This is a genomic window from Bifidobacterium sp. JNUCC 75 (assembly GCF_054819865.1).
On the sequence record NZ_JBTHIF010000001.1, the window covers coordinates 688,890 to 709,592 of the forward strand.

The following is a 20,703-nucleotide window of genomic DNA, read 5'->3' on the forward strand; positions in this document are numbered from 1 at the left end:
ACAACCAATCAGCCATGATCAGAGTGAAGCAAGACCGCATCCAGACGGCTGCAAAGTCCGGTCTGACCCACCCCTATCAGGTTTTCCTATAGCTTTCGCAAGACCCGCGCAGGGCCAAGGGACGATTAGCGGCGATAGATATTACCTATATGCCGGGTCGTTGACCGGCCTGCTACCTGGGGGTTTTATGTGACAAGAGCTTTGGAAAGGGGAATCTCCAAAGCCCGGTTTCCGGACGAGGAGCACCGGGAATCCGTGGGCGCCTGATCGGGCGTCCACAGGACACGCACCAGGAAATGAGAATGCAATGACAGAAGACAGACGAACCCAGTTCCACCAGATAGCCCATGGCCAGGGGAACCAAGCCTGGCTGACCTCGGCCTGGCAGCACCACATCGGACACGAATACGGTGCCGAGAATTTTGCCGCAGCCACCTTGGACTTCGTCCGCAAGTGGGATTGGGACTGGGTCAAGATCAATCCGAGGGCCATATATTATGCCGAGGTCTGGGACGCAGTCTACGACAAGGACCACTATGATTGGCTGGTCCCGCACACCGTCCGTGCAGCCATCCAGGATGCAGGGGACATCGCCCGCATCGACTACCGCGACCCCGAAACCAACAGGGTCCTCCAAGAGCAGATCCAGGCCGCCAGGACCATCCGAGACGGCCTGGAGGACCGAGCAGTTATCGACACTGTCTTCTCCCCGCTCTCGGTCCTCCTTCTGCTGGCTGATCTTCCCCTCTATCCCGATGAGCAGGGCTCTGTGCAAGAGGGCGACAGGGATCTGAACAGACAGACGCTGATCTTCGATCAGCCCGAGGCGGCCAAGTCAGCGCTGGACAACATCGCCCGGACCCTTGCCGACTACGCAACCCTGCTGGTCAGCCCCAAGGAGCAAGGCGGGGCAGGCCTGGACGGCATCTTCTTCGCCGAAACGGGCCTGGCCAGCCATGGCTACTTCAACCAGCCGCAACTGGAGGAATGGGCCAAGCCCTACGATCGGATCGTGATCCAGGCGGTCAGACAAGCCAATCCGGATGCCCTGGTCCTGGTGCATACCTGCCGGGAGGATGCACACCCTGAAGAATTCACCGACCTGAATCCTGATTTTCTCCACTGGGATCAGTTCCGCCCTGGCAATCCTGAAATCAGCACCGACTTTCCTGCCGTACCCGTAGGCGGAGCCGACTTCGAACTCTTCAACCCAGGCGGCGACGTGAACCAGATCCGCGAGGAACTGGACCAGACCATCCAGGCCCGCCAAGGCCGTCCCTTCCTCCTGGCACCTTCATGCACCATCCCGACGCCTGCCGACGAGGAGGCCCTGCGCGTTCTGAGCGGAACCCGGGCCTCCAAGGAACTCTGAAACCACAAACAATCCCACCGACATCCACCGCCAAACCCCAAGGGAGACATCATGGCCATCACCTCAAAGCAGCACCATCAGCATCACGGCACCATCAGGGCAATGGTTGCCCTCATGATCTCCATGGCCATGGCCGGGGCGCTGTCGGCCTGCGGATTGGGGGGCGACAAGGGCTCCTCCGCAGGATCGTCGGACCATGTGACCATCGCTGCCATTTACCCTAAGACCTGTCTCTACGCCGAGTACGGAAAGATGTTCCAGCAGGGCTTCGACCTGGCCAAGGACCAGATCAACAAGAAGGGCGGAATACAGGGCAAACGCCTGGACATCGATTACTACGACACTCAATCAGATGCCAAGCAGGATGCCGCTGTCGCCCCCAAGATCGCTGCTGACAAGTCGGTCATCGCCGTTGTGGGCGACTACTCTTCGCCAGCATCATCGGCTGCATCGCCCATCTTCCAGCAGGCCGGACTGGTCCATTACGGCTTCAATAACTCCTCCCCGGTATTCACCAAATCCGGCGATCATGTCTGGACGCCCCAGATATCAGATAAGACCTACCAGGAAGTCAACGCCGAGGCGATATCCAAACGTGCGAAGAAGGTCTCCGTCGTCTATCTGGAAAACGACTGGGGGAAGGAATCATTCCAACACTTCAAAGACGCCGCTGACAAACAAGGGGTGCAGATCATTTACCAGTCCTCCTACCTGCCTGATTCCACTGATCTGACGCCAATACTGATTCCGGCCAAGAACGCTGGCCCTGATGCTGTGGTGGACATCGGCTACGGACCAGACGGGGCATTGGTTCTCAATACCCTCCGCGACAAGCTGGACTACAAGGGACCCTTCTTCGGAGGCCAGGAAACCAAGGAGTTCCTCTCCTTGACGGGGGCAAACTCCCAAGGAACCATCATCACCGGGACTTTCTCGGCAACCGGCACCAAGGATCCCAAGGCCAAGGCCTTCGTCAAGAGCTTCGAGGACCGGTACCACATCGTCCCCGGCAACTTCGAAGTCACGGCCTACCAGGCCATCATGGACCTGGCCCACGCGGGTGAAAAGACCAGCCCCACCAGGCAGGGCATTCAGGAGGCCCTGACAAAAGTCAAGGACTTCCCGCTCTATCAAGGCCAGGGCGGCACCTTCAAGTTCAATGCCAAAACCAGACGGGCAGATGTGATCCAACCCATCCTCCTTCAGGTGGATCAGGGCAAATTCAAACAGATCGAGGAGTAAGCAGCGATCATGGTCGAGACGCTCTTTTCCGGACTCATCCACGGCGGCGTATATGCTCTGGCCGCCGTGGGGATGTCCCTGGTCTTCGGAGTGACCAATGTGGCCAACTTCGCACAAGGGTCACTGGTGGCGGTTGGCATGATGACGGCCTGGTGGGTGGGCTCCTCCCTGGGTTGGGGACTCATCCCCACCATTCTGGCCGTCGTTCTGGTCACAGGCCTTGTCGGCCTGGTCACCAACCTCCTGGTCATCACTCCGCTGGAAGGTCGGCAACCGATTGCCGCGCTCTTGGGAACTGTGGGCGTAGGGCAGGTGCTGGACAACGGGATGCAGCTGATCTTCGGCTCCCAGACCAGGCCCTTTCCCCAGCTGCTGCCTACCCACAACCTGCATGCGCTGGGCATCAGCTTCGGCACCTCCGACTTGGTCATGGGTCTTATCGCCCTGGCCAGCATGGTTGCGCTCTGGGCCTTCTTGACCTACGGCAAGACCGGCCAGGCCATCAGGGCCACCTCCCAGGATTCCCAGGCTGCATTGCAAATGGGAGTGCCTGTCACCTCCATTCGCACCATAGCTTTCGTCATCGGGTCGATTCTGGCGGGCATCGCAGGAATTTTCATCGGCCTGTTCAAGACGAACATCAACCCAATGGACGGCAGCGCCATCGGCATGACGGCCTTCGTGGCCGCCGCCATCGGCGGACTGGGATCCATTCCCGGAGCCATCATCGGTGGCCTGGTGCTGGGTTTGGCTGAAGCCGTCGGCGTAGGGCTCTTCGGCGATGGCGTGCACGACCTGATCACCTTCGGCACCCTTCTTCTGGTTCTGATCCTCAAGCCCTCAGGATTTCTGGGCCGCAAGGCAGACATGGGCAAGGAGCCCATGACCGGAACCCTCCCGGAAGCCGCCAGACCCATCAGACTGCCGCTTTGGGCCAACCTCGGCCTTGCAGCAGCCGCTCTGGCCACTCCCTTCATTTTCTCTGACCACCTGGCCGGCATCGGGACCCAGGTGACCATTTATGCCATTGCTGCAGTGGGTCTAACACTGATCTCGGGCTCGGCCGGTCAGACCATCCTAGGACTGGCAGGACCTGTGGCCGTGGGAGCTTATGCCTCGGCCCTGCTGACCATGCGCATACACTGGCCCTTCACCCTTTCCCTGCTGGGAGCTGCCATCATTGCCGCCCTGGCTGCATCCCTGCTGACATTCCCAGTATGGAAGCTCAGTGGCCACTATGTGGCTATCGCCACCATAGGAGTGGGAGCAGTCATGGTCGCCATCATCCGCATCTGGGAGCCTCTGACAAGAGGTTCCCTGGGTCTGCAGGGCATTCCTTTGCCGACCTTCCTGGGCAAGCCGCTCTATACCCAGCAGATGCAGTATTTGCTGGATCTGGTCATCCTTCTTCTGGTTCTTGCAGTGACCTCCCGGATCAGGTCCTCACATCTGGGCCACGTCTTCGAAGCCATCGGCGAGGACGGACAAGCGGCCTGGTCCCTGGGGATCAGGACAGGGGCCTACAAGGCACTGGCCTACGCCCTGGCATGCGGTTCAGCCGGTATCGCAGGCGCCCTGCTGGCCCACCAGTACACCTACATCGATCCAACCCTCTTCAACCCGACCATGTCGACCCTGATTCTGACCATCATCGTCCTGGGCGGAATGAAGTCCCCGACCGGAGCCGTGATCGGCTCCCTGATCCTGGTAGGAGCCCCTGAGCTGCTGCGCATCCTGCCCGAGGTGAGAATCATGGCCTACGGACTTGTTCTGATCGTCTTCATCATCTGCAGACCGCAGGGCCTGTTCTCAACCAAAAGGAGGGCATGATGGCGGACAACCGGCGCATTCGCGAACCTGTACGCGACAATCCTGATCAGCCCCTGCTCAGCGTGCGGAATCTAGGCAAGAGCTTCAAGGGGCTGCAGGCAGTGGCCGATGTGAACATGGATCTGGCATCCGGCCAGGTGATAGGCATTATCGGCCCCAACGGATCAGGAAAGTCCACCACCATCAACCTGATCTGCGGCTTTCTCAAGCCCGACTCGGGCCAGATCAGTCTGAGGGGACGCACCGTGACCGGCCTGCCCGCCACGGACATGGCCGAGCAGGGGGTGTCCCGCACCTTCCAGAACGGCAGGGTCTTCCCGACCATGAGCGTTGAAGAAAACGTGGCCGTAGGATTCCATAGGCGCCTGGAAGCCCGCAGGCCCTTTCGCCGTCTGGAAAAGTGGCCCATCCTGCGATGGATCCCCCTGCTGACGCAGACCTGGCTGACGCTGGTGCCCGGTCCCGCCTGCCGCAGGGAGGCGGTCACCGAGCGCAAGGCCGTCCAGTCTGAGATCGACAGATTCAGCGAGCGCCTTGAGGAGCACCGGGCCCAGGCCGCCTACACGCTCTCCTACGCCAACCGGCGACGTACCGAGATAGCCAGAGCACACGTCAGCTCCCCAGACATCCTGGTTTTGGACGAACCCACGGCAGGAATGAACCAGTCGGAGACAGCCGAGGTGCTGCAACAGCTCCTGGAGCTCAAGGCCCAGGGTCAGACCATGCTTCTGGTCGAGCACAAGATCGATCTGATCGAAGCGCTTTGCGACCAGGTCATCGCCATGGACGGCGGCCGGATCATCGCCTCCGGACTTCCCAGGCAGGTCAGTGCAGACCCCCGCGTCATCACCGCATACCTGGGCGACCGCAGACCCCGCAACGATGCCCCCATGAGTGGACAAGCGAATGTCCTGGCTCGGCAGAACGCCCTGGCTCCGGCCACCGTTGCAGAACAGATCAATAGCCAGGATCACGGCGGCGCAGAAACCGGCCTGAGAGCCAAAGCTGAGGCGCACGATGATATCGAGGGGAAGCCAGCCGTCGAAGGGGACCGAACCCTGCTCTCTCTGGATACCATCGATGTGAGCTATGGCCCGGTCAAGGCCTTGGACCATGTCAGTCTTCGCATTCCTCAAGGCGGCATCGTCTCCCTCCTGGGCGGGAATGCTTCGGGCAAGTCCACAACCATGAAGACCATTCTGGGCCTGCTCGCTCCAAAGGAGGGGACCATCCATTTGGATGGACGGGAAATCACCCACACCCCCACCAAGGATCGGGTCCGTTCCGGAATCGCCTCAGTTCCGGAGGCAAGAAGGGTCTTTGCGGCCATGAGCGTGGAGGAGAACCTGCGCATGGGCGCCTACACTCAAGGGAAACGCAATCAGATCGAGCAGGATCTGGATGCTATATATGAACGGTTCCCGCGCCTGGCCGAACGCCGTGGGCAACAGGCCGGCACCCTTTCAGGAGGCGAGCAGCAGATGCTGGCCTTCGGCAGGGCGCTGATGAGCCATCCTCGGCTGATATGCATGGACGAACCGACTATGGGCCTCTCACCAAAGCTGGTTGATCAAGTACTGGAGCAGATTGCCTCTCTTCGGGACCAACTAGGCATCTCCATCCTTTTGGTCGAACAGCAGGCCGAGCTGGCCCTGTCCATAGCCGACTATGGATATGTGCTGCAGAACGGCCTGATCCGACTGGAGGGACCAGCTCAGCAGCTCTTGACTGACGAACGTGTCCGCCAGGCATACCTAGGCAAGGCAACCTCACGATAGCGGGCAATAAGGAACACCTATGGGCGGAGCCTTGCCCGAGACCCTAAAAGACGATTCGATGGTGGGTCAGGGAAGGATTTCCAACCGGATACAAGCAGAGGAACACACCCGCATGAGCAAAGGATTCGCGACAAAAGCCGTCCATGACGGCTATGACTGTCAAAGCCAAGGCGGAGGCGCGGCCAGCGTCCCCATCTACCAGTCGGCCGCTTTTGACATGGTCACCGCCGACCGGGGAGATGCCCTGGCCGCCGGTGAAATTCAAGGGTTCTCTTACTCACGCCTGGCCAATCCTACGGTCAAGGTCCTGGAGGACCGCCTGGCCAGCCTGGAGGGGGGCAAGGGGGCTGTGGCCATGGCCTCAGGGATGGCCGCCGTGTCGTCAGCCCTCATGTGCGCAGCCGAAGGCGGCGGGAGACTAATTTCCCCGGTCGATCTTTATGGAACCTCGGTGGATGCCATGAAGACCTTCTTTCCCAACTTCGGCATTGAAACGGATTTTGTGGATGACATCAACGACCTTGACACAGTGGAATCCCTGATCCAAGACAACACCAGGGCCATCTTCGCCGAGTCCGTGGCCAATCCGTCCACAGCCATAGCCGACATCCCCGGCCTGGCCGACCTGGCCCATCGGCATGGGCTGGCCCTGATCATCGACAATACGGTGCCCACCCCCTACCTGCTCAACCCAATCGACTTCGGCGCCGACATCGTCGTCCACTCGACCACCAAGGGGATCAGCGGCCACGGCAACGCACTGGGCGGGGTCATCGTGGATGCGGGACGGTTCGACTGGGGCAATGGCCGCTTCCCGCAAATGAGCCAGCCCGAACTGATCATCAGCGATGAGCGGCACGGGTCCATGGTCAGCTTTCTGGATGCCTTCGGCAAGATGGCCTTCCTCCACAGGGTCCATACCAAATACCTGCACACCTTCGGGGCCGTCATGAGCCCTTTCACCGCCTACCTGCAACTGACCGGCCTTGAGACCCTGGCCCAGCGGGTCGCCGCCGAGGTAAAGACGGCAGCGATCCTGGCCCGCCACCTGCTGACCATTCCCCAGGTGGAACAGGTCAACTACTCAGGCATTCCGGAGGGTCGGTACCAGGGCGATGCGGACCAACAGGACCGCCTGGCATCAACCCTGCTGCCCAAGGGCGTCGGCACGATTCTCTCCTTCAAGGTCCAGGGAGGCTACGGGCAGGTCAAGCGCATCGTGGACTCGGTGCGTCTCATGAGCTACATGCCCAACATCGGCGACTGTCGCACCCTGATTGTGGACCCGGCCAGGATCACCCACAGGGAGGTTCCGGGCCCCTACCGTCTCAGTGCTGGTGTGGGCGACGACCTGATTCGAATCTCCGTAGGTCTGGAGAACCCGGATGACCTGATCGCCGACCTGGATCAGGCCTTTGCAGCCGCCTACCCGAACACGCTCTAAAAGCTGCGTCCTCTACATCACAAAACCCATTCTGCTCCCAACACATCCCGGATAATACGGAGCAGACATATATGCAGAGTTGCATAAAGAAGAGCCTCTTGTATAAAAAAAGGACCCGACCAGGTGGTCGGGTCCTTATGAAGCCAAACGATAGGAAGAACTCAGCGAGTCTCCCGGTGCAGGGTATGCTTGCCGCAACGGGGGCAGAACTTCTTGAGCTCCAGACGGTCAGGAGTGTTACGACGGTTCTTGGTCGTAATGTAATTACGCTCCTTGCACACGGTGCACGCCAGCGTAATGCCAGGACGGATATCTGCGGCTTTTGCCATGGTTCACCTCTATAGTCGTTGCACGACCGACGTATGTCGGCCACAGTAGCGAGGAAGAGACTCGAACTCTTGACCTTACGATTATGAGTCGTACGCTCTAGCCAGCTGAGCTACCCCGCCAGAGAGCCTCGGGTGAGAATCGGACTCACGACCTCTTCCTTACCAAGGAAGTGCTCTGCCACTGAGCTACCGAGGCGTGGCGGATAGAGGATTCGAACCTCTGAAGCATTACGCGGCTGATTTACAGTCAGCTCCCTTTGACCGCTTGGGAAATCCGCCATGTCGCACTAGAACCGGAGCTCCGTACGGCAACTTGCCTATAATGACATGTTTTTCCATTTTCCGCAAGTCCCGCTCCGACGCCGTGTCTTCCGCGTCGGAGCGGGACAGACTGGTCAGAAATCCCAGTCGTCGTCGTCTGTCTCCACAGCCTTGCCCATGACATAGGAGGAGCCCGAGCCGGAGAAGAAGTCGTGGTTCTCGTCGGCGTTGGGACTCAGCGAGGCGATGATGGCCGGATTCACGTCGGTGCTGTCCGAGGGGAAGAGTGCCGGATAGCCCAGGTTCATCAGCGCCTTGTTGCCGTTGTAGCGCAGGAACTTGGTGACGTCCTCCACCAGACCCACTCCGGAATACAGGCTCTCGGTGTATTCCACCTCGTTGTCGTACAGGTCGCCCAGGAGCTCGTAGGTGTAGTCGCTCATGGCCTGACGCTCAGAGTCGGAGACCTTGGCCAGCCCCTTCTGGTACTTGTAGCCGATGTAATAGCCGTGCACGGCCTCATCACGGATGATCAGGCGAATCAGATCAGCCGTGTTGGTCAGCTTGGCATGGCTGGAGAAGTACATGGGCAGGTAGAAGCCCGAGTAGAAGAGGAAGGACTCCAGCAGGGTGGAGGCCACCTTGCGTTTCAGGGGATTGTCGCCCTCGTAGTAGTCCAGGACGATCTGGGCCTTGCGCTGGAGGAACTCGTTGTGCTCGCTCCACTCGAAGGCGGCGTCAATCTGTGGCGTGGAGGCCAAGGTGGAGAAGATGGAGGAGTAGGACTTGGCATGGACCGACTCCATGAAGGCGATGTTGGTGTAGACCGCCTCCTCATGGGGAGTCAAGGCATCCGGGATCAGGCTGACGGCGCCCACGGTCCCCTGGATGGTGTCCAGAAGGGTTAGACCGGTGAAGACCCGCATGGTCAGGGTGTGCTCCTCCTCGCTCATGGCCTGCCAGGAGGGCAGATCATTGCTGACGGGAACCTTCTCGGGCAGCCAGAAGTTGCCGGTCAGACGGTCCCAGACCTCCAGGTCCTTCTCGTCCTCCAGACGGTTCCAGTTGATGGCGGAGACCCGGTCGATCAGCTTCAGCGGCTGCCGGGGAATGGAAATGGGTGGGACCATGGTTGATTGCTCCTTGTTGGATAGGTGTTCGACAGTGCAAAGCGGATCATGACAGGACCGTCAGTCTACCGCATGGACGGACCCGACCTGTGGACGTGGATGCCAAAGGGTCGGCGCCGCCCTCACAGACGGCACCGACCTTGGATTGCATATGCCTTAGGACACGTGCCTTAAAGCATGCAGCTGACGCAGCCTTCGACCTCGGTGCCTTCCAGCGCCTGCTGGCGGATCCTGATGTAGTAGAGGGTCTTGATCCCCTTGCGCCAGGCGTAGATCTGAGCCTTGTTCAGATCGCGGGTGGTGGCTGTGTCGGGGAAGAAGAGGGTCAGCGAGAGTCCCTGGTCCACATGCTGAGTAGCCTCGGCATAGGTGTCCACGATCTTCTTCCAGCCGATCTCGTAGGCGTCCTCGAAGTAGTCCAGGTTCTCGTTGGTCATGTAGGGAGCCGGGTAGTAGACGCGTCCGATCTTGCCCTCCTTGCGGATCTCGATCTTGGAGGCGATCGGGTGGATGGAGCTGGTGGAGTGGTTGATGTAGGAGATGGATCCGGTCGGGGGGACAGCCTGGAGGTTCTGGTTGTAGATGCCGTCCTTGAGGATGGCCGCCTGGAGTTCCTTCCAGTCCTCAACCGTGGGAATGTGGACCTTGTACTGGTCGAAGAGGTCCTTGATCCGCTGGGTCCTGGGCTCCAGGGAACGGCTGCCCTCAGTGTACTTGTCGAAGTAGTTCCCCTGGCCGGCAGGCTTGGCATAGTCGGACTTGGCGAAGGAGGCGAAGGCCTTCCCCCGCTCCACGGCCAAGGCATGGGAGGCTCTGTAGGCATGGTAGGCCACGGTCATGAAGTACATGTCGGTGAAGTCCAGCCCCTCCTCGGACCCGTAGTGGATGCCCTCACGGGCCAGGAAGCCATGGAGGTTCATCTGACCCAGACCGATGGCATGACCCTCGTCGTTGCCCCGCTTGATGGAGGGAACAGCCTCGATGTTGGTGTGGTCAGAGACGGATGTCAGGGCCCGCACCGAGGTTTCGACCGTGTCGGCCAGACCGCCGTCCATGGCCTTGGCGATGTTGAGGGATCCCAGGTTGCATGAGATGTCGCGGCCGATATGCTCATAGTTCAGATTCTCGGAGTAGGTGCTGGGCTCCTGGACCTGCAGGATCTCCGAGCAGAGGTTGGACATGGTGATCCGGCCGTCGATGGGGTTGGCCTTGTTGACCGTGTCCTCGAAGAGGATGTAGGGGTAGCCGGACTCGAACTGGATCTCGGCCAGGGTCATGAAGAAGTCACGGGCATCGATGTACTTCTTGTGGATCCGCTTGTCCTTGACCATCTCCTCGTAGTGCTCGGTGATGGGGATGTCAGCGAAGGGCTTGCCGTAGACCCGCTCCACGTCGTACGGCGAGAAGAGAGCCATGGGCTCCTTGCGCTTGGCCAGCTCGAAGGTGATGTCGGGAATGACCACGCCCAGGGCCAGGGATTTGATGCGGATCTTCTCGTCCGCGTTCTCCCGCTTGGTGTCCAGGAAACGCATGATGTCAGGATGGTGGGCCGACAGGTAGACGGCGCCGGCTCCCTGACGGGCACCCAGCTGATTGGCATAGGAGAAGGAGTCCTCCAGAAGCTTCATGACCGGGACCACGCCGCTGGACTGGTTCTCGATGTGCTTGATGGGCGCGCCCATCTCGCGCAGGTTGCTGAGCAGCAGGGCCACGCCACCGCCCCTCTTGGACAGCTGCAAGGCAGCGTTGACGCCGCGGGAGATGGACTCCATGTTGTCCTCGATGCGCACCAGGAAGCAGGAGACCGGCTCGCCGCGCTGGGCCTTGCCCAGGTTCAGGAAGGTTGGGGTGGCGGGCTGGAAGCGTCCGGAGATGATCTCATCCGTGTACTTCATGGCGGCCTGCTCATCCCCGTCGGCCAGCTCCAGGGCCACGGCCACACAGCGCTGGGGGAAGTCCTCCAGGTAGCGCTTGCCATCGAAGGTCTTCAGCGCATAGGAGGTATAGAACTTGAAGGCACCCAGGAAGGTCTCGAACTCAAAGCCGCTCTCGGCCGCATGCTTGTAGATCCTGTCCAGGAACTCAGGAGTGTAGCTCTCGAAGACCTTCCGATCGTAGTACTCGTGATCCAGGAGGTAGGCAATCCTCTCGGCCGTGGAGGGGAAAGTCATGGTGTTGGGCCGTACGTGCCGGTCCATGTACTGGCGTTCGGCCTCGCGGTCCTTGTCGAACTGAATCCTGCCGTCCTTGTCGTACAGGTTCAGCATGGCGTTCAGGGCATGGTAGTCGTGAGCCGGATCGAAGGTCTCCTCATCCTCGGATGCGGTCCTATCCAGGGCCAGGGACGTGTCCTCGTTTGCTCCCATCGGGTGTCCTTTCATGAGTATTGCAGTGATAGTGCGTGTAATGAAATAGGCTCAGGACTCGGGGTGGTTGCGGAAGAAATCCACAACCCCGCGGCGGACCTTCTCCTGGTCCTCCTTGGTGCCCATGAGCTCGAAATAATAGAGGAAAGGCACATTGCACTTGCGGGAGATGATGTCCCCCGCCATGCAGAAGGCCTCCCCGAAGTTGGTGTTGCCCGAGGCGATGACCCCGCGGATGCCGGCCCGGTTGGCCGGGTCGTTCAGGAAGCGCTTGATCTGCGGCATGACCGCCTTCTTGGCTGATCCGCCCCCATAGGTGGGGACAATCAGGATGTAGGGCTGCCGAATGTTGAGCGGTGGATCCTTGGGCCTCAGAGGGATGCGGAAGACGTCAATCCCCTCGTCATCCAAATGGCAGTTGGCGATGAACCGGGCGGTGTTGCGCGAGGCCGACGAGAAGTAGACCACGGCCCCCAGGCGCTGACCCTGGGCGGCGAACTCGGGAGCACTGAGCTCCGAATCAGTTCCGGCGGTCTGCTGTTGCTCCATGCTTCCTCCTGATCAGGCCATCCAGAGCCTGTCTTGACGGTGATGCCCGCCCTGAAGACGGACCGATCAGAACCCGCCCAGCGCGAGCCTGAACTACTATATGTGCTATTGGTCTTGAAAACGGTGAGCATATATAGGGTTTTCTGTGCCCAATATCACAGCGGATCCAACTCGCCTAGAAGTCCCAGTCGTCGTCGTCCGTGGACTCGGAGTGCCCCATGACGTAGGAAGAGCCCGAACCCGAGAAGAAATCATGGTTCTCGTTGGCCGAGGGCGACAGAGCCGCCAGGATCTCCGAACTGACATCGGTCTGGTCGGCCGCGAACCGGGCCGGGTAGCCCAGGTTCATCAGCGCCTTGTTGGCATTGTAGCGAACGAAGGCGAAGACATCCTCGACGAAGGGGAAGCCCTCATAAATCTGCCCGGAGTAGACCATCTCCAGGTCGTAGAGCTTGTCCAGCAAATCGTTGGTGAACTTCTCCAGCATGGCCTGGTCGGCCTGGGTCCTCTCCTCCAGACCCCGCTGATACTTGTAGCCCGAGTAATAGCCATGGATGGCCTTGTCACGCAGGATCAGACGGATCATGTCGGCCGTATTCATCAGCTTGGCATGGCTGGAGAAGTAAAGGGGCAGATAGAAGCCCGCATAGAGCATGAGCGAGGAGAGCATGGTGGAGGCCACCTTGCGCTTCAGGGGATCCTCGCTGACATACTCGTGCAGGACCGTGTGGACGCGCTCCTGGAGGACGTCGTTGGCCACAGCCCAGCGGTAGGCCTTGTCGATCTCCTCGCTGGAGCAGAGCGTGGAGAAGACCGAGGAGTAGGAGCGGGCATGGACCGACTGCATGAAGGCGATGTTGGTATAGATGGCCTGCTCCTGCTCGGTGCGGGCGTGATCGATCTGCACCAGCTCACCGATGGTGGCCTGCGTGGTGTCCAGCATGGTCAGTCCGGTGAAGACGCGGACCGTGGTCTGACGCTCATGATCGGTCAGGGTGTTCCAGGATGGGATGTCGTTGGACAGGGGCACCTTCTCGGGCAGCCAGAAGTTGGAGACCAGTCGGTTCCAGACCTCCAGATCCTTCTCGTCGGTGATGTTGTTCCAGTTGACCGGGCGAATCCTGGCCTCAGGGGTGACACGGTACTGGGGCGGGGTGATGGATTGGCGCATCATCTCGTCGTCGGCATAGACGCCGGCCTCTGACTTTGCGCTCTCTTTGGTGCTTTCCTGCTGGCTCATGACAAAACCGCCTTTCGTGAAACAGTCGACTGCTGCTGGAGCTGCACTCCCATTCCGACCAGAATGGCCCTGACCGCCTGTACATCCTCCGCGGTGCCCAGCAGCTCGAATCGATAGAGCTCAGGGACGCCGCACCGACGGGCTATCAGCGGGCCGGCCGCGCAATAGGCGCTGCCGAAGTTCCGATTGCCTGAGGTGACGACCCCGCGGATCAATCCGCGGTTGACCGGATTGTTCAGGAAGTGGATCACCTGCTTGGGCACGGCTCCCTTGGCTGACCCGCCGCCATAGGTGGGCACCAGCAAAAGGTAAGGCGCATCCATAATGGGCATGGGCTGGCGCCGCTCGTACAGGGGGATGCGGATGGCCCCCTCCACGCCCAGCCGCTGCACAAAGCGGTGGGTGTTGTTGGAGACGCTGGAGAAGTACACCAGCTTGGAGGCACCATCGGGAGGATCGTGCCGATCCACATCTGCTGAGGACATAGTGACTGTTGCTCCTTGGTAAACACTATATATTGGATAGGCTTGGCCAGCCAACCACAATATATAGGTTTATCCAAGACGACACAAGCTCACAGGAGCAAAACAGCCTTTGCTGTGACATTCCAGACAAGGACGGAGACGGCAATTATTTGCATTTACGCTCGCGGCAGTATGCGGCCTTCAGTCAGCAATCGGATCCTGCGGTAAACCCTGCCGACGCAGATCAGCGCAAACTTCCAGGACCCGGTCGTTGGCTTCCCGCTCCCCCACAGTGATGCGGATGCCCTCGCCGGGGAAGGTCCTGACCGACAAGCCTGCGTCGCGGAAGAGCTGATCAGCCTGTGCGGCGGCCTGGCCCAGAGGCAGCCAGTAGTAGTTGGCCCGAGGCTCAGGAATCTTCCACCCCTGCTCCTGCAAACCAGCCAGGATCCTGGCCCGTTCCTGCTTGAGTGCCTGGACCCGTTCGGCCAGGCGATCCTGTGCGTCCAGGCTGGCCATTGCCGCCGTCTGGGCCACATCGGTGACGCCAAAGGGCAGGGCCACCTTGTTCATGCCGGCAATGATCGGCTCGGCTGCCACAGCGTATCCGATCCGCAGACCAGCCAATCCATAGGCCTTGGAGAAGGTCCGGGCCACTATCACATTGGGATGCTCGCGCATAAGCGTCAATCCGTCGGCTCGATCAGGGTCGTCGTTGAACTGTATATACGCCTCATCAAAGAGCACCGGCAGGTCTGCGGGCAGGGCTTGCAAGAGCCGTTCGGCCTGATCGCGATCGACGTTGGTCGCAGTCGGATTGTTGGGATTGTTGACAATGACCAGTCTGGTGTGGTCATTGACCGCGGCGATCATGGCCTCGATGTCATGACGCCCCTGCTTATCCAGGGGCACAGGCACCCCGGTAGCGCCGGCCATGGTGATGATGATGGGATAGGCCTCGAAGCTGCGCCAGGGATAGACCACCTGATCGCCGTGACCGGCCACCAGGTCAACCAGCTGGGTGATGACCTCGGTGGATCCGCATCCCAGCTGAATGCATGCTGGATCGACCCCGTGCAGCTTGGCCAGCCGCTCTACCAGACGGGTGCCGTGCATGTCCGGATAGCGGTTCAAATGGCCCAGGGCTTGCTCGGAGACGGTCTGAAGCACGCCGGGCAGGGGCGGATAGGGGTTCTCATTACTGGAGATCTTGTAACTGGTCAACCCGGGAACGGCTGGTGCCGGACTGCCCTGCCGGTATCCGGGAAGGGAATCAATGCTGGCGCGATGACGATAGTACATGGGCACCATGCTAGCTGCCACCACATGTCCCTGCGGCATCTGGTCCGCTGCACGGTCCTGACGAGACGCAAATGGCCCCCGGTCCTTCCGCAGGACCAGGGGCCACTAATCACCGCCTCTTTACTTGAGGATGGCCAGAACGTCGCGCGCGGACACGATCAGGTAGTCCTCGCCGCCGTAGTTGACCTCGGTGCCGCCGTACTTGGAGTACAGAACCTTGTCGCCAACCTTGACATCCATGGGGATGCGCTCGCCCTTGTCGTCACGACGGCCGGGGCCTGCCGCCAGCACCTCGCCCTGCTGGGGCTTCTCCTTGGCGGTATCAGGAATGACCAGCCCGGAAGCGGTCTTGGTCTCCGCCTCAGCCTGCTTGATGACGATCTTGTCTTCCAACGGTGTGAGTGAAATCGACACTGTGGACCTCCTACATCTTGTGAGAACAGCCAATGAACCCACGCCGGAACGTCGATGAGAGGCTGACGAACACTCACCACGCATTCCTTTGCGCTACAAGTCATAGTAGCGCGAAATTAGCACTCTGCCAACTTGAGTGCTAACGCTGGTGGTGAAAGATGGATTGTCGATCGGCCCCTCAGGACTTGGCTGACGGACGACGCCGGGCCAATATGGCCTCCACGCCAATGGATAGGGAGTTCTCGCTACGGTCAGGCGCTTCGACCTGGGCCTGCATCTCCCTCTCATGGAAGTCGTCGGGCCGCCCATCGGCCTTCTTCTTTTCGGGGGGGCGGGCCACGGAGACCTGTCGGGTTGACTTGATCTCCAGGCTGTGGGGACCCTCATCTTCGTTGTTCTTGCCGTCCTTGTCCGCTTCCTCGCCGCGGGCCGATCCCAGTGAGAAGGAAATCAGATCTTGGCCTGCCGCCATGTCGAAAGCATCCAAGGCCGGAGAGGGATTGATGCGTTCGAGTTCGTTGGTGGCATCCTCCTGGGCCTTTGCCGAGGACGACGATGCCGCGGATTTGGAAGCCTGATCCGACGAGGCCTGGTGCTCTTTGCCGATAGACGCAGAAACCGATCCGGACTTGCCTGAATGGGCAGCGGCGGATTGGGCAGGCATCGAGTGTGAAGAAATCGGCCGGACTGCAGACTTCGAGGCAGGGGACTTGTCCATTGGCGACTTGGGCGTAGCAGATTTGGAGGCAGCCTTTTGGGCCTTTGAAGATTTGGCAGCTGCTGGTTTGGAAGCCGCCGGTTGAGAAGCCGCTTGTTTGGCTGGGGTCTGTTCAGAGGTCTTCTTGGTGACGGGCTGCCTGTTCGAGGTATGTCCGGTCTGAGCAGCAGTCTTCTCGTTCGGCTTTACGGACCCGGCCGAACCCTTAGCCTTGCTGGTGCCGGCTGACGGCTTTGCTGGCTTGGTGGAATTGTGCTGCCTGGCCTTGAGTGCTGCCTGCTGATCAGCCTTGGCCTGAGCCAGCGTTTGACGAATCTCACCCTGGTCAAGCACATCCGTGGCAGTTTCCGTGCGGCCCTCATTCTTGGCCTGCACAGGCCTGCCGGAGGTCTTGCTCTTAGTCAGACTGGCCGCCTGCTGACGACGCTGCCTAGCACGCCGCTGGGCCAAATTGCGCTCCCAAGTCCTAGCCTGGGCCGAAGCATGTGCGCCGGCGGCCAACACCACTATCACCAAGGCCAGAGGAATCAAAGTGAACCATGGGCTGTAGTCTATAAGGAAAGAGAGCCCAGCCACCAGCAGAGTGATGACCAACAGGGTAAGGACCAAGATGCGACGACGGCGTATGGCCGCGCGGCGCAACTGTCTGATCTGCTTGATGCGCTGGGCCTGACTCAGCCGGTTGCCATCCTGCTGCCCTTGCTGCATGACCAACCCTTTCACCGTCCTCGACTGCCTGTCGCAGAACCTCATACCGTCTTCCCGACCCACCATGTGCAGGGAGGTGGAAAGCCTGTCCTGGCGATGCTCCGAGGCCCGCTTCATGCCCTTGACGGTGCGAAACGGCAGCCAACCCAGCACCAGAATCACTGCAATCACCAAAACCATGATGCTGCTGAGTGATTCATAAACCATAGGTACTACGTTAGTTGACGGTATGCCCCAAGCGGCAAGTCAAACCCAGCGTGTCGACCATGTCTGCCCCGGGGATTCATAAACGGGCCAGCAGATCTGGATCGAATTGGTCGCTGATCCAGGCAAAGGTCAGGTGGTCCCGCCACTGTCCGTTTACATACATGTAGCTGCGACGCAGCCCCTCCGGCTCCATGCCCAGCTTTTGTACCACACGCAGGGACCGCTGGTTTTCAGGCAGAATCGCCACCTCCAGACGGTGCAGATGAGGCCCGCTCCTATCCTTGAAGACCCAATTCGCCACCATGGCCAAGGCCAGGGGCGCGAATCCGTGACCAATCCAATCCTGGTCAACCCAGTAGCCCGCTACCGCCGTGCACATGGACCCATAGCGGATGGCGCCTAGGGAAATCTGCCCTACGATGCTCTGATGAAACTCCATCAGGAAGACCGCCGAAGTACCCTCCTGCCGGGCACGCTCCAGCTCCTGCATCCACTGGGCATAGGTCATGCCAGGTCCGTGGCGGGGATCCCCAGATTCCCATGGAGCCAGCCAATCACGATTCCTCCATCGAACCGCATTCCATGCTGATTGATCACCCTCGCAGATGGGTCTCAGCAGGAAGTCCCCATGGCCCGGAGGCGGGGTCAGACGTTCGGGCAGATTCAGGGCATGGTCCGAGCGGGCCCGGGAACCCTGCCAGACCTGACGGAAGGTATGCAGAACCGACATGATTCCATGTTCTCACCGAACGGCAGCTGAGGCAGACAGGCGTCCATCCGAGAGAGCCCCTACTGGTAGAACTGAGGACATGAACGAGCAGGAACGCATCGATATGGGCAAGCAAGATCGGCGTGGCCGGCTGCTTGAAGACCGAAGGCACATCGATCAAGCCCAATGCCTGGATGCGGGCCGCAAGCTGGCCTATCTGCTGGCCGACCATGTGCTCCCCAGAGTCGAACGCTCCCGAAGCGACCAGAGCCTGACCGTGGCCGCCTTTGCCTCCATTCGGGGGGAGATAGCCATGGACCCCAGTCTTGACCTTCTGCTGGGCCGGGGATACCAGGTGCTCATTCCCATGCTGGGCACGGGCACCCAAGTAGGCTGGGGATGCCTGCAATCAGAGCATGATCTGGATGGCATGAAGCGGATTCCCGGCTGGCGGCCGGACGAACCCGATATGCCGGCACTGCCAGCTCAGGCTTTGAATCAGGCTGATCTGATCCTGGTGCCGGCACTGGCCATCGACCATACCGGCATTCGTCTGGGTCGGGGCGGCGGCTGGTATGACCGGGCTTTGGCCTTGTGCACTGAACAGACCCCAGTGGTGGGCATCTGCTGGCCCGGCGAATTCGTCGAAGCTCCTCTGCCCCATCTGGACCATGATCTTCCTGTGGATGCCGTCCTGACGCCCGAAGGTTTCACGCCCACAGCCGCAGGTCTGTCACGGAGGCCCGGAGCGGACCATAATGGTGATGAACAAGACTGACGAGAGGCCAGGTGCCGATTCTTCTGGTCGAAGCCACCACTAGGATATTGGGTGTTGAACCAATCGTCGCGCGAACCGACCATCAGCGGAGGGAAAGAACGGTGCCCACCTATCATTATCGTTGCAAGAACTGCGGATACGACTTTACCAAGGAGCAGTCTTTCAACGACGAACCCATCACCATCTGCCCCAAGTGCGGGCAGCAGCAGGTCCGCAAGGTCTTCTCCGCAGTGCCTATCGAGTTCAAGGGCCATGGCTTCTACCGGACCGACGGAGCCTCATCTTCCTCCTCTTCGAGCTCCACAAGCAGCAAGTAGACCAAGAGGCACATTCGACCACATCGACCATGCGGACCCATACGCCGGACAACATTCTGGCAGGCTGGGGGCATGGTCGATTTTCCCATCTTCACCAAGAAGAACAAGCCTTCAACGGTCACCAGCACCCTGACTCGCCGACGGCGGCTTTTTCGGCTACGGCGCGTAGGGGCCGCCCTGGCATTGGGGCTGGCAGTCTTCTGTGCCCTGCAGATCCTGGTCCAGGCGCAGGGCCGCCTATCTGTATTGGTCGCCGCTCGGCCTATTGCACGCGGCTCAGCCATCGAGCCTGCCATGGTTCGGACGCGGATCCTGCATGGCAGGGAACAGCTGCCCGGCCTGATCGCTTCATTTGGGCAAGTACGCGGACGGAGGCTGATGGTCAGCGTCCGCACAGGGCAACCGCTGACCACGGCCATGATCAGCAACAGACCGGCACAGCCGGCCGGGACCACCGCAGTGACCGTCCACCTGGCCGACGATCCGGGAGACCTGCAGGCCGGCGATCAGGTGAGTTTGCTAGCCGCGGGGAACTGCCCGGCCGACAACATTCCGCATCCCACCCAATCCAGTTCCCTGCCGCCATCCTCCAAGCGAGACCAACCCGGTTCTGATAGGGTGCCGGGGCTTGCCCACAGTCGACAAGTCAACGACGTACAGACGCCTGCTCCCAGGCAGGCCTCGGGTGGCGGACGCTGCATGATAGCCGAGCAGGCACTGGTTTTACAACCAGCACAGACCGTTCCCAGGAATCAATCCAATCCAGACGGGCGAGAAGGCGGCCAAGTCCGGCAAGGATCCCGGTCCGTCTTCGCTCTGGATGCCAATCAGGCCCTGCTCTTGTTGTCACTGGATCCATCCACCCCTGTCATTGCCATCCGCCCCGAAAGAACCTCTGCACCGACACCCTCCAATCATGTCGGAAAACCGAAACCATCCTGCGCCCGCGATAATGGAGGAAGAAGGAGGCATGGGCGCTCCATGCCTTACATCAGCTACGGAAGGATGCAGGATGGCCTCGATCAATCAGGTGGCGGCCAAGGATACCGCCGAAGCAGTGCACAAGATCTCGCAGATCAGCAACAAGGGTGTGCTGGGCGAATTCAAGCAGTTCATCTCGCGCGGATCCATGGTGGATATGGCCGTGGGCGTAGTCATGGGTTCAGCGGTGACCAGCGTGGTAAACGCCATCGTCAACAATCTGATCAGCCCCCTGATCGCCATGATCTTCGGCAAACCGGACCTGTCGGGGCTCCTTACCATCAGCTACCGGAACGCCACCATCTCTTTCGGTGCCATTCTGACCGCCCTACTCAACTTCCTCTTGATCGCCATCGCTGTTTACTTCTGCATCATTATGCCCATCAACAAGCTGCGGCAACTGAGCAGGGCCGCCTCGGGCATCAAGGACCAGCCCAACGCACCCAGCCCCCAGGACCAGAGCCTGCAGCTGTTGCGCCAGATCGCCGCCGACATCCACCAGTCAACAGGTGCAGACAGTCAAGATGCCGGAACCGGTCTGCCGACGGGACAGAATTAGAACCA

The 20,703-nt window shown here is 60.2% G+C and carries 18 protein-coding genes, 3 tRNA genes and 1 pseudogene; 9 read left to right on the top strand and 13 right to left on the bottom strand.

The annotated features are described in order from the left end of the window. Positions 1-307 precede the first annotated feature (307 nt). The 5 genes from ACVWNW_RS02995 (at position 308) to ACVWNW_RS03015 (ending at position 7,666) form a co-directional block, all read left to right on the top strand. The gene (locus tag ACVWNW_RS02995) at positions 308-1,372 is read left to right on the top strand and encodes a uroporphyrinogen decarboxylase family protein (protein ID WP_454482946.1); all 1,065 of its coding nucleotides are present in this window, start codon (positions 308-310) and stop codon (positions 1,370-1,372) included. 51 nt (positions 1,373-1,423) lie between these two features. Beyond that, a complete protein-coding gene (locus ACVWNW_RS03000) occupies positions 1,424-2,614 on the top strand; it encodes an ABC transporter substrate-binding protein (RefSeq protein WP_454482948.1) in 1,191 nt (396 codons plus the stop codon). Between the two features lie 9 nt (positions 2,615-2,623). Next, positions 2,624-4,444: an ABC transporter permease gene (locus tag ACVWNW_RS03005; RefSeq protein ID WP_454482950.1), complete on the top strand. Its 1,821-nt coding sequence runs from the start codon at positions 2,624-2,626 to the stop codon at positions 4,442-4,444. Further along, positions 4,441-6,222, top strand: a complete 1,782-nt coding sequence (locus ACVWNW_RS03010; RefSeq protein ID WP_454482953.1) for an ATP-binding cassette domain-containing protein — start codon at positions 4,441-4,443, stop codon at positions 6,220-6,222. The genes ACVWNW_RS03005 and ACVWNW_RS03010 overlap by 4 nt, the downstream gene beginning before the upstream one ends. Before the next feature lie 112 nt (positions 6,223-6,334). Further along, entirely contained in the window at positions 6,335-7,666 is a 1,332-nt protein-coding gene (locus ACVWNW_RS03015; RefSeq protein WP_454483354.1) for an O-acetylhomoserine aminocarboxypropyltransferase/cysteine synthase family protein, read from the top strand. A gap of 161 nt (positions 7,667-7,827) precedes the next feature. On the opposite strand, the gene rpmG is transcribed toward ACVWNW_RS03015, so the two are convergent. The 13 genes from rpmG to ACVWNW_RS03080 form a co-directional block, all read right to left on the bottom strand. Beyond that, on the bottom strand, positions 7,828-7,995 hold the full coding sequence (gene rpmG, locus ACVWNW_RS03020; protein WP_015022386.1) for a 50S ribosomal protein L33: 168 nt from the start codon (positions 7,993-7,995) through the stop codon (positions 7,828-7,830). A 46-nt stretch (positions 7,996-8,041) separates the two neighbouring features. Continuing rightward, positions 8,042-8,115: transfer RNA gene (locus ACVWNW_RS03025), tRNA-Met, on the bottom strand. A 4-nt stretch (positions 8,116-8,119) separates the two neighbouring features. Further along, positions 8,120-8,191, bottom strand: a tRNA-Thr gene (locus tag ACVWNW_RS03030). A gap of 1 nt (position 8,192) precedes the next feature. Then, positions 8,193-8,274 (bottom strand) — tRNA-Tyr (locus ACVWNW_RS03035). A gap of 116 nt (positions 8,275-8,390) precedes the next feature. Then, entirely contained in the window at positions 8,391-9,386 is a 996-nt protein-coding gene (gene nrdF, locus ACVWNW_RS03040; RefSeq protein WP_015022387.1) for a class 1b ribonucleoside-diphosphate reductase subunit beta, read from the bottom strand. A 170-nt stretch (positions 9,387-9,556) separates the two neighbouring features. Further along, positions 9,557-11,752 carry a class 1b ribonucleoside-diphosphate reductase subunit alpha gene (gene nrdE, locus ACVWNW_RS03045; protein ID WP_110425749.1) on the bottom strand — a complete coding sequence of 732 codons (2,196 nt, stop codon included), beginning with the start codon at positions 11,750-11,752 and terminating at the stop codon, positions 9,557-9,559. Between the two features lie 51 nt (positions 11,753-11,803). Beyond that, on the bottom strand, positions 11,804-12,301 hold the full coding sequence (gene nrdI, locus ACVWNW_RS03050; protein ID WP_015022389.1) for a class Ib ribonucleoside-diphosphate reductase assembly flavoprotein NrdI: 498 nt from the start codon (positions 12,299-12,301) through the stop codon (positions 11,804-11,806). Between the two features lie 175 nt (positions 12,302-12,476). After that, the gene (gene nrdF, locus ACVWNW_RS03055; protein WP_046323878.1) at positions 12,477-13,472 is read right to left on the bottom strand and encodes a class 1b ribonucleoside-diphosphate reductase subunit beta; all 996 of its coding nucleotides are present in this window, start codon (positions 13,470-13,472) and stop codon (positions 12,477-12,479) included. Between the two features lie 65 nt (positions 13,473-13,537). Continuing rightward, on the bottom strand, positions 13,538-14,026 hold the full coding sequence (gene nrdI, locus ACVWNW_RS03060; protein WP_454482956.1) for a class Ib ribonucleoside-diphosphate reductase assembly flavoprotein NrdI: 489 nt from the start codon (positions 14,024-14,026) through the stop codon (positions 13,538-13,540). A 180-nt stretch (positions 14,027-14,206) separates the two neighbouring features. Then, positions 14,207-15,307 (bottom strand): histidinol-phosphate transaminase, encoded by a 1,101-nt coding sequence (locus ACVWNW_RS03065; protein ID WP_198208164.1) that lies wholly within the window; start codon positions 15,305-15,307, stop codon positions 14,207-14,209. Between the two features lie 120 nt (positions 15,308-15,427). Next, positions 15,428-15,721, bottom strand: coding sequence for a co-chaperone GroES (gene groES / locus ACVWNW_RS03070; RefSeq protein ID WP_015022393.1), 294 nt, complete (start codon positions 15,719-15,721; stop codon positions 15,428-15,430). Between the two features lie 178 nt (positions 15,722-15,899). After that, positions 15,900-17,327, bottom strand: coding sequence for a hypothetical protein (locus ACVWNW_RS03075; protein WP_454482958.1), 1,428 nt, complete (start codon positions 17,325-17,327; stop codon positions 15,900-15,902). 103 nt (positions 17,328-17,430) lie between these two features. Next, positions 17,431-18,084, bottom strand: a complete 654-nt coding sequence (locus tag ACVWNW_RS03080; RefSeq protein WP_454482960.1) for a GNAT family N-acetyltransferase — start codon at positions 18,082-18,084, stop codon at positions 17,431-17,433. Between the two features lie 79 nt (positions 18,085-18,163). Here ACVWNW_RS03080 and ACVWNW_RS03085 point away from each other — a divergent pair, with 79 nt between their 5' ends. The 4 genes and pseudogenes from ACVWNW_RS03085 to ACVWNW_RS03100 all read left to right on the top strand — a co-directional run bounded on the left by ACVWNW_RS03085 (position 18,164) and on the right by ACVWNW_RS03100 (position 20,698). Continuing rightward, positions 18,164-18,841, top strand: a complete 678-nt coding sequence (locus ACVWNW_RS03085) for a 5-formyltetrahydrofolate cyclo-ligase (protein WP_454482962.1) — start codon at positions 18,164-18,166, stop codon at positions 18,839-18,841. Positions 18,842-18,942: 101 nt separating this feature from the next. After that, positions 18,943-19,158 carry an FmdB family zinc ribbon protein gene (locus ACVWNW_RS03090; protein ID WP_044097723.1) on the top strand — a complete coding sequence of 72 codons (216 nt, stop codon included), beginning with the start codon at positions 18,943-18,945 and terminating at the stop codon, positions 19,156-19,158. Positions 19,159-19,230: 72 nt separating this feature from the next. Next, positions 19,231-19,569, top strand: a pseudogene (locus ACVWNW_RS03095) (SAF domain-containing protein); the annotation flags it as partial. A gap of 718 nt (positions 19,570-20,287) precedes the next feature. Beyond that, entirely contained in the window at positions 20,288-20,698 is a 411-nt protein-coding gene (locus tag ACVWNW_RS03100; RefSeq protein WP_390895337.1) for an MscL family protein, read from the top strand. The last annotated feature ends 5 nt before the right edge of the window (positions 20,699-20,703 follow it).